Annotated in this window: 8 protein-coding genes; 6 read left to right on the plus strand and 2 right to left on the minus strand. The window is 72.2% G+C overall.

The genetic code is table 11. The features are described 5' to 3' along the window. Nucleotides 1–169 precede the first annotated feature (169 nt). Nucleotides 170–1,732, minus strand: coding sequence for a glycosyltransferase (locus tag ABIE45_RS29800; RefSeq protein ID WP_192707903.1), 1,563 nt, complete (start codon nt 1,730–1,732; stop codon nt 170–172). A 38-nt stretch (nt 1,733–1,770) separates the two neighbouring features. Further along, a complete protein-coding gene (locus ABIE45_RS29805) occupies nt 1,771–4,896 on the minus strand; it encodes a rhamnan synthesis F family protein (protein WP_192707902.1) in 3,126 nt (1,041 codons plus the stop codon). A gap of 388 nt (nt 4,897–5,284) precedes the next feature. Here ABIE45_RS29805 and ABIE45_RS29810 point away from each other — a divergent pair, with 388 nt between their 5' ends. The 6 genes from ABIE45_RS29810 to ABIE45_RS29835 all read left to right on the plus strand — a co-directional run bounded on the left by ABIE45_RS29810 (nt 5,285) and on the right by ABIE45_RS29835 (nt 14,083). Beyond that, a complete protein-coding gene (locus tag ABIE45_RS29810) occupies nt 5,285–5,833 on the plus strand; it encodes a formaldehyde-activating enzyme (protein WP_111473287.1) in 549 nt (182 codons plus the stop codon). 191 nt (nt 5,834–6,024) lie between these two features. Then, nucleotides 6,025–6,777 carry a type I methionyl aminopeptidase gene (map, locus tag ABIE45_RS29815; protein ID WP_192707901.1) on the plus strand — a complete coding sequence of 251 codons (753 nt, stop codon included), beginning with the start codon at nt 6,025–6,027 and terminating at the stop codon, nt 6,775–6,777. Between the two features lie 255 nt (nt 6,778–7,032). After that, nucleotides 7,033–8,037 carry a MoxR family ATPase gene (locus tag ABIE45_RS29820; RefSeq protein WP_192707900.1) on the plus strand — a complete coding sequence of 335 codons (1,005 nt, stop codon included), beginning with the start codon at nt 7,033–7,035 and terminating at the stop codon, nt 8,035–8,037. Nucleotides 8,038–8,039: 2 nt separating this feature from the next. Then, entirely contained in the window at nt 8,040–8,951 is a 912-nt protein-coding gene (locus ABIE45_RS29825; protein ID WP_192707899.1) for a DUF58 domain-containing protein, read from the plus strand. A gap of 7 nt (nt 8,952–8,958) precedes the next feature. Then, nucleotides 8,959–11,784 carry a DUF4159 domain-containing protein gene (locus ABIE45_RS29830; RefSeq protein ID WP_192707898.1) on the plus strand — a complete coding sequence of 942 codons (2,826 nt, stop codon included), beginning with the start codon at nt 8,959–8,961 and terminating at the stop codon, nt 11,782–11,784. 214 nt (nt 11,785–11,998) lie between these two features. Then, entirely contained in the window at nt 11,999–14,083 is a 2,085-nt protein-coding gene (locus ABIE45_RS29835) for a hypothetical protein (RefSeq protein WP_192707897.1), read from the plus strand. The last annotated feature ends 136 nt before the right edge of the window (nt 14,084–14,219 follow it).

A 14,219-nucleotide genomic window follows, 5' to 3' on the forward strand; every position in this document is an offset into this window, starting at 1 on the left:
AATAGTGGCCGGACAGCCTGAAACGGCGCATCCATGCAATCTTTGTGTGTTTGCCTTAATTCCACCTCCCGACGATCGCGCTCGTTCAGACCTCGCGATGCTCCGGATGTCCGCGAGCGTTCGCAGCCTCCGTTGCGCACTGGCGGATCCCATCGCCGGCGCGAGCGGGTCAGCGCCCGGCGGCCGCTCCGGTCCCGCGCTCCGTGATCCAGCGGGTTGCGTCGGCCCGCGGGGCGACCACGTCGGTGTCGGTGCGCAGCTGCGGGCTGTAGGAGGGATCTTCCGCCAGCACATCGTGCCAGCGGCGCAGGAAGCGCGCTGTCTGCGAGCCAGGGGCGAAGTTGGTCGTCCGCGACGCGCTCTCATGGTGCGCCATCTCGGCGAACGGCGTGTAGACGATGCGATAGCCGAGCAGGCGCAGCTTCAGGCAGAGATCGACGTCGTTGAAGTCGAGGGCGAAGCCCTCGTCGAAGCCGTTGACGGCCTCCAGCACGGCCTTGCGGGTGGCGAACAGCGCCCCGGTCACGGCCGAGCAGTCGCGCTGGGTGAGCGCCCAGTCCGCGTAGGTCCGCTCCGCCGCCGGCCGCTTGTACCAGGGATGAGCGAAGACGCCGAAGATGCCGCCGGTCATGCCGGCGTGCTGGATCGTCCCGTCCGGGAACAGCAGCCGTCCGCCGACCCCGCCGACGCCCTGGTCCATAGCGAAGGTCAGCAAGGCCTCGATCCATCCGCGGCGGCGGACGACGAGGTCGTCGTTCATCAGGATGATCAGGTCGGTTTCGGCGGCGCGCCACAGCCGGTTCATCTTGGCGGCATAGTTGAACGGCTCGCCCGCGGGACGACGCGTGTCGATGCGCTTGACCGTGAAACGGTCGGCGCGTCCCCGATAGATCGCGTCGTCCTCGCGGTCGTCGCCGATCAGCACGGTGATCCGGTTGGCCGGGTAGGTGCTGCGCGCGAGGCTGTCCAGGAGCTGGACGATGTGCGGCCGGTCGTTGGGAACGCCGTCGCCGTCCTTGGGCCGGCTCTGAGCGGTCGGGATCACCAGAGTCACCGGAGGCGGATCGCTGAGCGTTCGCCGGACCTCCAGCGTGTCCGGCGTGAGCCCGGCCGCCGTCTTGAGCGGCTGGCCGGCGGCGCGGAACCACCGCTCCAGGACACGGGCGCGGGCCTTGCGCCCGGCCTTCGGGCGAGCGAGGGGCGAGGCGAGCAGCGTGTGCGGGATGCGGTCGAGGCCGATCCCGGCCGAGAGCGCGTCCAGGCAAAAGGCGAACCACGCGGCGTTCCCTTCGCGCCGGCCGAAGGTGGGCGTCACGGCGGCGAGCACCGAGGCGCGGATGATCAGGGGGAAGCCGACATAGTCGTCCGCCATCAGCAGGCCCGGATTGAAGGCCGGCTTGCAGTGGACGCTCGTCACCAAGCCCTCGGCGTCGATGACGGCGTCATCGCCGTAGAAGATGCCGATGTCGGGCCGCGCAGACAGAGCCGCGCGGATCCGCTCGAGCACATCCGGGCAGGGCGTGGCGGTCGCCGGCGCGACCAGGAACACCGCGCCGTCCGTCCGCTCGATCGAGTCCGCGGCGAGCGGGCGCGTGTCGAAAGGCTGAAGGTCCGCGTCGAGGAGGATCGGCACGACCGGCGTGTTCGCGTTGGGCCCGGCCGCCTTGGGGTCGGCGGGCGCCCCCCAGGCGATCGCCTCCCAGGCTGGCGAGGGGGCCGAATGGCTGCGCATCGTGATCGGTCTCAGCGAGGGGGCCGGATGTCCGGCGGTCATTCGGCCAGGAGGCGGGCGAGGCTCGCCTCCATTGCGGCGGCAACGGCGGCGGCCGACAGGCGCTCCCGGATCCGAGCCTTGGCCGCCGCGCCGATCCGCTGCGCCTCGCCGCTCGTCACCGCAGCCGCAGCGGCGTTCAGGGCACGCGCGAGATCGTCCTCATCGACGCGTCCCCAGGTCGAGCCTTTGAGATAGGGGCCGTACGAATCCTCAAGGGCGACGATGTCGGCCCGGACCGGGAAACCGCAGGTCGCGTCGAGGAAGTCGCGGCTGCCGCCGAAATCGGTGGCGACCACGACCTTGCCCATCTCCATGGCCTCCGCGATCGTCAGGCCGAAGCCCTCCGAGGAATGCGAGGAGGCATAGACGTCACAGGTCTCGAACAGGATCGCGAGCTCCCGCGCCGAGAGCGGCTGATCGATCACGACCACATCTCCGCCCGTGCCCACGAGCTCGAGGAGCCGCTTGCCTTCGCCGGGAAGGTCGAAGACGTGTTTGGTCTTGAGCACGAGCTGCCAGCCGCTCTTCGAGAGCCCGGCGGCGCGGAAGGCCCGGATCAGCGCGTGCGGGTTCTTGCGGGCGAGATAGCTCGAGCCGTCGAAGGCGTAGAGGATCAGCCGCTTGGCCGGGTCGATCGAGAAGCTCGCCCGCAGGCGGGCCTTGGCCACAGCGCTCGCGGGCTCCCCGGGCTCGTTCTCGACGACGTGCGGCACGATCTCGACCGGGATGTCGGTGATCGACCGGAAGATGTCGGCGCAGAACTCGGTCGGGGTCCAGATCGCGTCGAGGCCGTCGACGGTCCGAAGCCAGTCCTCCGGGACGTAGGAGGTCTCCCAGACGAACAGCCCAACCTTCCGGCGCGCCTGCGCGACGATCGCCTGCTGGCGCGGGCTCATCAGCGAGGTCCAGGTTTCGCCGTTGAGATGGACCACGGCCACGTCGGCCGGTCCCGCGAAGGTCTCGGCCTGCCAGCCCGGCGCGACGCGCGCGTGGACGTGGAACGGCACTTCGAGCGGGTGCAGGTTCACCTGCCAGGGCGTCCGGTGGATCGCCCGGGCGTAGCCGCGGCCCGCCACACCGAGACCGTTGGCGTAGTTGGTCGGGCTCACGAAGGTCACGCGGGGCGGTCCGGCGGCGCGCGTCGGCCGCGCCAGGTCTGCCCAGACCCTGGCGCCCGGGGTTGCGTAGGTCGGCTCCAGGCGGTCGAGGTCGAACCCCGACTCCTCGAGCGCCTTCCGCAACGGCTTTCCGCCGAGCGCCGCGTGCTCGCCGAGAAGCGAGCGCTTCACGAACGGGAAGCCCTGCCCCAGCAGGTTCTCCCAGTCGAACAGAGCGCGGTTGTTGCGCGGATCGTTCACCAGGGTCGTGTGCCGGTTGCGGGTGGAGAACAGGGCCCGCGTGTTCATGCCCGCCGCGCGCATCCGGGCCGAGAAGGTCAACTCGTACTCGGTGATGACGACGTTCTTGTCCGGCCAGCTCCGGATCGCCTGCATGTACTGGTTGAAGCCGTAGCATGACAGGCAGCGCCGCTTCAGCGCCAGGAAGAAGCTCTGCAGGTGGTCACTGTAGTAGAAGTTGTCGAGCAGGCCGACGACCTCCTCCGAGCAGCCATCGATCCGGGCCAGGATGCCGGCGAAGGCGTCGCGGTCGAGGGGACCGACGAGGCTGTCGTTGACCAGGTAGAGCGTGTCCGCGTCCAGCAGCTCGCCGTCCTCGGCCAGCACATGCGCCCAGGCGGCGAAGTCGAAGCCGCCGTTCTCGCGCACGTAGACCGAGGCGCACAGGTCGATCAGCGCCTGCGGCACGACCGTCTTGCGCTGGTCGGCTGCGACGATCAGCACCACGTCGGCGTCGTTCTCGATGAAGGCGCGCAGGTACGGCTCGACATGGCCCTTGATGCGGCCGTTGCCGGAATGCGTGATGAACAGGGCGGTGCGGGCATGCCGGCGCGGTCCGCGCTTCAGGCAGACGAGCGGCGCCTGGGCCGGATCCCCGGATCCCGCGGTGCCCGCGACGCAGCGGGTCCGCTTCCCCTGGCCGATGCCGTACTGGATGTAGTGAACCAGCGGGTTCAGTCCGCGCGCCGCGGCCTCCGGGTATTCCGTGAGGTACCAGGGCGCGTCGAAGCGGGGCGACGGGCTGGTGGTGCGGCCGCCATCCGCGAGGAAATGGGCGAGCGGGTTCGTCGCCGCATCGTCGGCGAGGTAGGCCGCGCGGTACCAGCGCGTGTCGAACCACGGGCCCGGATCGTGCCCGTCGGCGGCACCGTGCTCCAGGAAATGGACCAGCGGATTGAGGCTCTCCGGTACGATCTCGGGCGCCTGGGCGGCGTACCAGTCCGGATCGAACAGCGGGTGCGGTGCGTGACGGCGGTAGCCGCCGGCCATCACGTAATGCTCCAGCGGCTCGAGGCCGCTGGTCTCGGCCTCGGGACAGCGATCGCGGTAATACGCGGCGTCGAACAGCCCGGATCGCCAGATCAGCTCGACGTGGCGGGATAGGCTGGCGAGTTCCTCGGCATTGCGCAGGTAGCCCTGCTGCTTCCCGACCGTGATGTAGTGGACGAGGGCGTTGATCGGCTCGCGCCGGGCATCGGGATAGCGGGCACGGTACCACGCCGTGTCGAAGGCGGGCGACGGGTCGGTCTCACCGCTCTCCAGGAAATGGAACAGGGCGCGCGCGCGCGCCGCCCGGCCGCCGAGATACCGCTCGGCGTACCAGTCGGGATCGAACAGCGGGTTCGGCGCCTGCCCGGCCGCCGCGCCGCGCTCGACGTAGTGCAGGAGCGGGTTGATGCCCTCGGCGCGCAGGGTCGGGTTCGCCGCGAGGTACCGGTCGCCGTGGAACAGCGGGTGCGGCCAGCGGCCTTCGCGTCCGCCGTGGACGGCGTAATGGGTCGCGGGATCGATCCCCTCGGTGGCGACATCCGGGTAGCGCCGCGCGTACCAGGCCGCGTCGAACAGGCCCGATTCCTTCACGGCCCGGACGAGGTCGGCCTGCCGCGGCCCGCTGCGGCGGTCCCGCTTCAGGCGACGGGTGAGCGGCCGTGCGAGGGATTGCGCGGCCCTGGCGAGGCCGGCCTTCTCGGACGACCCGGCAGCGAACACATCTCGAAGGCGCATGACATGGTCCGGATACGCGGGAAGCCCGCAAAGCTGCCCACGCCGCGATCCGCGAGAGACATCAAGGGGTTCGGCCGGCAGTCGCGGGCACGACCGGCGCCGGCTCAGGCGCCTTCCTAATGGTCCAGCCCGCCCGCGCCAAGACCCGGGCGCTGCGCCGGGCCGAGGCCGGAGGCGCGGCACGGTCCCGGGAAAATCCGCGCGTCGCCTATCCGCGCGGCCTCGCGTTCGTATACGAGGCGCGCTCACGGCAACGCAGCGCGACTGCACAGCGTGCCTGCAAGCAGAGCAGCCCGGTGGCTGATCTCACCCCCGGGGACGGGCTGCCCGCCGGGACGCCGCCGGACACGCCCTCCCCTTCGTGCCGCAACCGATGGAGCCTACCGTCATGAGTGAACGCATCATCCTCCGCGCCGGCGAAGCCCTGGTGGCGGGCGGGCCGCCCAACACGGCGTCCGAGCCGGAAGTCATCATCGGCGAGCTCGACGGGCCGGTCGGAACGGCCCTGGCGACGCTGACCGGCGATCAGGTGGTGGGCCACAGCCGCGTCTTCGCGCTGCTGAACACCGACATCATGGTCCGCCCGGTGACCCTGTGCGTCTCCAAGGTCAGCGTGACCGAGAGCAAGTACACGTCGATCCTGATGGGCACGGTGCAGTTCGCCATCGCCAACGGCGTGCTCGACGCCGTGCGGGCGGGCTACATCCCGAAGGAGAAGGCCAACGATCTCGGCATCATCTGCTCGGTCTGGCTGAGCCCCGGCGTAATCGAGGCCCAGACTGTCGACCACAAGGCGCTGTTCGAGATCCAGCGCAAGGGCATGACCGAGGCGATCCGCAAGGCGATGACCAACGAGCCGTCGATCGACTGGCTCTTGGAGAACCAGGAGAAGATCGTCCACAAGTACTACACGATGGGCCTCGAAGGGAAAATCTGAGCGCTTTCCCGGCCCGTGCCGGAGCGGGATCCGCGCCTACGGCCCGACCCTGCTCCGGCCGGCCGGGCTGGCGCGCGCCTGTCCGGTGTCCGAACACCCGAGCGGGGCGCGGACCTGGGCGCGCCCACGGGACGCGGCCGTTCCGGTGCGCCGGGATCTCGGCCGCGTGAGGCTTTGCGAAGGGAGACGCCGTGACCGTATCCAGCGAGGATGATCTGGCCGGACTGAAGCGGATCGGGCGCATCGTCGCCGAGGCGCTGGAGATCATGGGCAAGGCCATCGAGCCCGGCATCACCGAGCGCGAGCTCGACCGGATCGGACGCGCATACATGGAGGCCGCCGGAGCCCGCCCGGCGCCCGAGATGGTCTACGGCTTCCCCGGCGCGACCTGCATCAGCATCAACGAGCGGATCGCGCACGGCATCCCGGGCGACCGCCGGATCGAGCCGGGCGACCTGGTCAACATCGATGTCTCCGCCGAGAAGGACGGCTACTTCGCCGATACGGGCGCGTCCTTCTCCGTTCCGCCGGTGACCCGCAGGGTCGAGCGGCTCTGCCGGGACGGGCGCCGGGCGATGTGGGCGGGCCTGCGCCAGGTCGGCACCGGCAAGCCGCTGGCGGGGATCGGCCAGGCAGTCGGCGACTTCGCGCGCAAGAACGGCTACACGCTGGTGCGCAACCTCGCCAGCCACGGCGTCGGCCTGTCGCTCCACGAGGAGCCGACGGAGATCGCGACCTGGCCCGACGCCTCCGAGCGCCGGATCATGACGGAGGGGCTGGTGTTCACCGTCGAGCCGTTCCTGTCTCTGGGCGCCGAGTTCGCCGAGGACGGCGACGATCCCTGGACCCTCTACAGCCGGCCGAAGGCGCCGACGGTCCAGTACGAGCACACCGTCGTCGCCACGCGCAGCGGTCCGCTGGTCCTGACGATGCCGGGACAATAGGGGCCCGGCCGGTCCCGAGGTGGCGCCGTCGATCGTCGAGCCACGGAGCAGCGGGCGAGGCGCCCCGCGCCCGGCCTCATCGCCGTCGCCGGTGAGCGGCGCGGTCCGGAACAGGGCCGCGGCGCCGTGCGCCAGCTCCGGCCGCGATTCGGCGTGCGGCGATCCCGACCTTGCCAGCCCGGTATCAGAAGCCCCACACTTGTCGGAATGACCGGCGGGGTCCCGCGGGGCCCCGGGCAGGAGATGGATGACGGCATGACGCAGGGGATCAGCCCGGCCACCACCCTCGACGACGGCATCGTGGCCACCGCGGAGAGCTGTCTCGCCGCCGTCGGCGCGGCGCGGGAGGCGATCCACGGGGTGATCTTCGGGCAGGAGAAGGTCGTCGATCTCGCCCTTGTGACCATCCTGGCGGGCGGCCACGGCCTGCTGGTCGGCCTGCCGGGCCTCGCCAAGACCAAGCTCGTGGAGACGCTCGGCACCGTGCTCGGCCTCGACGCGCGGCGCGTGCAGTTCACACCGGACCTGATGCCGTCCGACATCCTCGGCACAGAGATCCTGGAGGAGGATGCCGACCGCCGCCGCGCCTTCCGGTTCGTGCAGGGACCGGTCTTCACCCAGCTCCTGATGGCCGACGAGATCAACCGGGCGAGCCCGCGCACGCAGTCGGCCCTGCTCCAGGCCATGCAGGAGGGCCACGTCTCGGTGGCGGGCGCCCGCCACGACCTGCCCCGGCCGTTCCACGTCCTGGCGACCCAGAACCCGATCGAGCAGGAGGGCACCTACCCGCTGCCCGAGGCGCAGCTCGACCGCTTCCTCCTGGAGATCGACGTCGGCTACCCCGACCGCGCCGCCGAGCGCCGGATCCTGATCGAGACCACCGGTGTCGACGAGGCGCGCCCGCGCGCGGTGATGTCCACCGAGCAGTTGCTCACCGCCCAGCGCCTCGTGCGCCGGCTGCCGGTGGGCGAGGCCGTGGTCGAGGCGATCCTCGACCTCGTCCGTGCGGCGAGACCCGACAGCGGCGACGCGATCGTGAAGGACAAGCTCCTCTGGGGCCCCGGCCCCCGCGCCAGCCAGGCGCTCACGCTCGCCGCCCGCGCCCGGGCGCTGATCGAGGGCCGGGTCGCGCCGTCCGTGGCCGACGTGAAGGCGCTGGCCGAGCCGGTGCTCAAGCACCGCATGGCGCTGAGCTACACCGCCCGGGCCGACGGCGAGACAATCGAGAGCCTGATCGCCAAGCTCGCGGAGAAGCTCTGATCTTGGTCGAGACGAACGCCCTCGACGCCGGCAGGCGCATCCCCGGCCGGCGCGAGAGCGAGGGCGCGACCGCCCTCTCCGACAAGATGCCCCGCCTCGTCCTGGAGGCGCGCCGCGTGTCGAGCCTACTGGCCCACGGCCTGCACGGCCGCCGCCGCGCCGGGCCGGGCGAGAGCTTCTGGCAGTTCCGACCCTTCGTCACCGGCGAGGCCGCCGCCCGGGTCGACTGGCGCCGCTCGGCCCGGGACGACCGGCTCTACGTGCGCGAACGCGAATGGGAGGCCGCTCACAACATCTGGCTGTGGATCGACCGCTCGGCCTCCATGGGCTTCTCCTCGGACCTGGCATCGGCACCGAAGGTCGAGCGCGCGCTCATCCTGGGGCTGGGGCTCGCCGACGCGTTCGTGGACGGCGGCGAGCGCGTGGGCCTTCTCGGGCTGACCCGAGCGACCGCGTCCCGCGGGATCGTCGAGCGGCTGGCGCAGGCGCTGGTGGCGGACAAAGCCGGCCTGACCGAGGACCTGCCGCCCCGGGCGAGCCCCGCCCGCTTCGACGAGGTGGTGCTGATCGGCGACTTCCTGACCGCGCCGGACCGGATCGCCGGCTCCGTGCAGAGCCTCGCCGGCCGCGGCAGCCGCGGCCATCTCCTGGTGATCGTCGATCCGATCGAGGAGACCTTCCCGTTCACCGGACAGGCCGTGCTGCACGACCTTGAAGGCAGCCTCAGCCTCGATATCGGCGACGCCGACGCCTGGGGCGTGCGCTACCGCGCCCGGATCGCCGAGCATCGGGCCGCGTTGGCCGCCATCACCCGCAGCCAGGGCTGGACGCTGACGATCCACCGCACCGACCGGCCGGCGAGCGAGGCGGCCCTCCGGCTCGCCACGCTGATCGCCGCCCGCGGCACGGAGTGAGGCCGGCATGCTGGGTCTGACCTTCGCGGCGCCTCTGGCGCTCGCCGCCCTGATCGGCCTTCCCGCCCTGTGGTTCCTGCTGCGGGTGACCCCGCCGCGCCCGCGGCGGATCAACTTCCCGCCGCTCAAGCTCGTCGCAGACCTGATCCCGCAGCGGCAGACGCCGGCCCGGACGCCGCCCTGGCTGCTGATCCTCCGGTTGCTGATCGCCGCCGCCCTGATCCTGGCGGTCGCCGGCCCGGTCTGGAACGCCGGGGGCGTCGGGGCCGGGGGCGGCCGCACGGCCCTCCTCGTGCTCCTCGACAACGGCTTTCCCGCCGCCCACGACTGGCGCGACCGGCTGCGCGTCGCCACCGACGCCGTGGAGGGCGCCGCCCGCGACGGCCGGCCCGTGGCGGTGATCGGGCTGGCGGATGCGCCCGCAGCCTTCGAGGCGAAGACGCCGGCCGCCGCGCTTGAGCGGCTGCGCGCCCTCGCGCCGCGTCCGATCCTGCCCGCCCGGGACGCGCATCTCGCGACCATCGGCGCCTTCCTGGAGAAGAACCAGGGGGCCGGACTCGTCTGGATCAGCGACGGTGTCGCCGGCGCCAGCGACGAGCGCTTCGCCAAGGGCCTCGCCGACCTCGTCGGCGGCAGCGGCGCCGCGCTCACCATCCTGCGCGCCGACAGGCCGCCGGCTTTGGCCCTCACCGCCACCGCCACCGAGAATGCCGGCAAGCTCGTCACCCACGCCCTGCGGGCCGTGCCGAACGGGCGCGACTCCGGCGTGATCCGGGCGCTGGACCAGAAGGGCCTGCCGCTCGCCGAGCGCGACTTCGCCTTCGCGGCCGATGCCACCGAAGCGGACGCGACCTTCGAGATGCCCGTTGAGCTGCGCAACAGCATCAGCCGGCTGGAGATCGCGGGCGAGCGCTCGGCCGGCGCCGTGGTGCTGCAGGACGAGCGCGGCAAGCGGCGCCGGGTCGGCCTGGTCTTCGGCGGCACCCTCGACCAGGCCCAGCCCCTGCTGGCGCCGACCTACTACCTCGCCCGCGCGCTCCAGCCCTTCGCGGACGTGCAGGAGCCGCGCGGCGCCACGGGCACGGCGGACTCGATCAACCAGCTCCTCGACAATCAGGTCTCGGTTCTGGTGCTGGCCGATGTCGGCGCGCTGGACGAGAAGACCACCGCCCGGATCGAGAGCTTCGTGAAGGAGGGCGGCCTGCTTCTGCGCTTCGCCGGCCCGCGGCTCGCCGCCGGCAACGATCCGCTGGTGCCGGTGCGCCTGCGCCGCGGCGGCCGGACGCTCGGCGGGACGCTCTCCTGGGACAGTCCCAAGACCCTGGCCCCCTTCCCGCCCGAGAGCCCGTTCGCGGGCCTGACGCCGCCGGCCGATATCGGCGTGCGCCGGCAGATCCTGGCCGAGCCGGATGGCGACCTGCCGAACCGGACCTGGGCATCGCTCCAGGACGGCACCCCGATCGTGACCGCGCAGAAGCGCGGCCAGGGCACGATCGTGCTGTTCCACGTCACCGCCGACACGACGTGGTCGAACCTGCCGCTCTCCGGGCTGTTCATCGACATGCTCCGGCGCGTCGTGGCGCTGGCCGGCGCCTCGGCGCCGGTCCAGGGAGAGGCCGCGCGAGCGGCCGCCCCGGTCCTCGCCCCGCGGGTGACGCTGGACGGGTTCGGGGCGCTCGGCTCGCCCCCCGCCTCGGCCACCGCGGTGGCGGCCGACTACGCCGACCGGGCCAATTCCGAACACCCGCCGGGCTTCTACGGGCCGCCGGACGGAGGCATCAGCGTGAACGCCCTGAAACCGGACGACCGGCTGAAGCCCCTGGACACGGCCGCTCTCGCGAGCGCCCGCACCGGATCGCTCGCCGGGGCCGAGGCCCTGGACCTGCGTCCGAGCCTGTTCACCCTCGCACTGCTTCTGCTCGCCCTCGACACCCTGGCGGGCCTGTGGCTCGGCGGCTTCCTGCGCCGTGCTGGGCTGGCGGCCCGCCTGCGCGGGCGGCCCGCGGTCGTGGCACTGGCGGGCCTGCTGGTATTCGCGGCGCTGCCCGGACAGCCGGTGCGCGCCGAGGAACCGCCGGCCAACCGGCCGAACGGCATCGAGTCGGCGCTGGTCACGCGCCTCGCCTACGTGATCACGGGCGATGCCGCCGTGGACGAGGCGAGCCGGACCGGGCTCACCGGCCTGACCCAGATGCTGGCCTCCCGCACCGCCCTGGAGCCCGGCGAGCCGGCCGGGATCGACCCGGCCAAGGACGAGCTGGCGTTCTATCCGCTGATCTACTGGCCGATCGCCCCCGGCCGGCCGCAACCCTCGGAAGCCGCGATCCGCAAGATCGACGCGTTCATGCGCAACGGCGGCACGGTCCTGTTCGACACCCGCGACGCGCTCACCGCCCGCCCGGGCGGGCCGCCCTCACCGGAGGCCGCCTATCTGCGCAAGATGCTGGCGACGCTTGAGGTGCCGGAGCTGGAGCCGGTGCCCCTCGACCACGTGCTGACCAAGGCGTTCTACCTCGTGGACAGCTTCCCGGGCCGCTACGCCACCGGCCAGACCTGGGTGGAAGCCCTGCCGCCCGCCGCCGAGGGCGCCGAGCGCCGCCCGGCCCGCGCGGGCGACGGCGTCAGCCCGATCATCATCACCAGCAACGATCTCGCCGCCGCCTGGGCGGTGGGCCGCCGGGGCGAGCCGCTCTACCCGGTTGTCGGCGGCGACCAGCGCCAGCGCGAGATGGCGTTCCGCGGCGGCGTCAACATCGTGATGTACACGCTGACCGGCAACTACAAGGCGGATCAGGTCCACGTGCCCGCGCTGCTGGAGCGGCTGGGGCAGTGATGGGTTTGAACCGCGCCCGCCGGGAACACGTGGTCCCGTCAGCCGGCCTCATCCTGAGGTGCGGAAGTGCAGCGGGAGCCTGGAAGGGGCTATCCAGAGGACGCCGCGCTGCCTGGAGCCCGCCTTCGCGGCCGCTGGCGCGGCCCCTCAGGATGCGGGGATCTGATCGGCCCACGGCCGCTCGGAATGCACAGGTCCCGGAGGCCGGATCGTCATGCTGAGCCTCAGCTTCACCCCCCTCCTGCCCTGGCCGGCCATCGCCGTCCTCGGCGCCATCGTCGCCGTCCTGGCGGTGTTCGCCGTGCTGGCGCGCGGCCGGACCGCGCTGCTGCGAGTCCTGGTCCTCGCGCTGGTCCTGGCGGCCCTCACCAACCCGGCCCTGGTGCGCGAGGACCGCGAGCCCGTGAAGGACGTGGCGGCCATCGTGGTCGACCGGTCTGGATCCCAGCAGCTCGGCGACCGCCCGCAGATGACCGACACGGTCCGCGCCGAGCTGCAGCGCCGCTTCGGCGCCCTCGCCAATATCGAGCCGCGCTTCATCGACGTGCCCGACGCCAAGGACGGCGATGACGGCACCAAGCTGTTCACCGCTCTGGGCCAGGCGCTCGCCGATGTGCCGCCGGAGCGTCTCGCCGGGATCGTGATGCTCACGGACGGCGTGGTCCACGACGTCCCGGCGTCGCTCGCCCAGCTCGGCATCAAGGCGCCGCTCCACGTCCTCGTCACCGGCCATCCGGACGAGCGTGACCGTCAGATCAAGCTCCTGGAAGCGCCCCGCTTCGGCATCGTCGGCAAGGACCTGACGATCCGCGCCGAGGTGATGGAGCGCGGCGGCACCGGCCACGCGGTCGTGACGGTGCGCCGCGACGGCGAGGAGATCGGCCGGCGGGATGTGGCGACCGACAAGCCGTTCGCGCTGACCACCCGCATCGAGCATGGCGGCCCGAACGTGGTGGAGATCGAGGTCGAGCCGCTGCCGGGCGAGCTCACGACGGTCAACAACCGCGCGGTTCTGCCGATCGAGGGCATCCGCGAGAAGCTCCGGGTGCTGCTGGTCTCCGGCGAGCCCCACCAGGGCGAGCGGACGTGGCGCAACCTGCTGAAGTCCGACGCCAACGTCGATCTCGTCCACTTCACCATCCTGCGCCCGCCGGAGAAGCAGGACGGCACGCCGATCTCGGAACTCTCCCTGATCGCCTTCCCGACGCGCGAGCTGTTCGTCCAGAAGATCAAGGATTTCGACCTGATCATCTTCGACCGCTACGCCAACCAGAGCGTGCTGCCGCAGGCCTATTTCGACAACATCGTCCGCTATGTCCGCGAGGGCGGCGCCCTGCTGATCGCGGCCGGCCCCGAATTCGCCGGCCCCGCGAGCCTCGCCCGCACGCGCCTCGCCGGCATCCTGCCCGGCGATCCAGACGGGCGCGTCGTCGAGAAGCCCTACAAGGCGGCACCGACCCAGGTCGGCCAGCGGCATCCGGTCACCCGGGCCCTGCCGGGCTCTGACGCGAACCCGCCCGCCTGGGGCGACTGGCTGCGCATCATCGAGGCCCGGACCCGCCCCGGCATCCAGCCGATCCTGTCGGGCGCCGAGGGGCTGCCGCTGCTCGCCCTGTCGCGCGAGGACAAGGGCCGGGTCGCCCTGCTCCTGTCCGATCATGCCTGGCTCTGGGCCCGGGGCTACCAGGAAGGCGGCCCCTATCTCGACCTGCTGCGCCGCCTCGGCCACTGGCTGATGAAGGAGCCGGCCCTGGAGGAGGAGGCCCTGCGCGCTCAGACCACCGGCCGCGGTCGCGAGGTGCGGGTCGAGCGGCAGACCATGGCGGACCAGACCGAGCCCGTCACCGTCACCGGACCGACCGGCAAGGTGACGACGCTGACGCTGAAGCCCGGCGAGCCTGGCCTGTTCACCGCCACCTTCGACGCCGAGACGCTGGGGCTGCACACCCTGCGCTCGGGCAATCTCGTCGCCTTCGTCAGCGTCGGCCCCGCCAATCCCCGCGAACTCGCCGACGTCTTCAGCGACACCGAGCGTCTGAAGGCCGTGGCCGACGGGTCGGGCGGCTCGGTCCGCCGGATCGCCGAGGCCGGCGGCGGCATCCAGGTGCCGCGTCTCGCGGTGGTGCGCGGCGGCCGCCTGGCCGGCGGCGACTGGATCGGCTTTCGGCCGAGCGACAGCGCCAATATCCGCGGCGTCGAGGTTTACCCGCTGGCGCTGGGTCTGGCGGCGCTCGCCGCGCTCGCCGCGGCCCTGCTCGCCATGTGGCTGGTCGAGGGCCGACGAGGCCGGGCGGCGTGAGGACATCCGTTCGCGCACGGCGCGCCTGGCTCGGCGCCATGGCGTGTGTGTGAGCGCGCTCGACGCCCGGGGCACGCCCGGCCTATGACCCTGACTGAACGCCCGCGCCCCGCGCGGGCTCGACGCAACGGAGACA

This window comes from Methylobacterium sp. OAE515, assembly GCF_041806315.1.
Classification (GTDB): domain Bacteria; phylum Pseudomonadota; class Alphaproteobacteria; order Rhizobiales; family Beijerinckiaceae; genus Methylobacterium; species Methylobacterium tardum.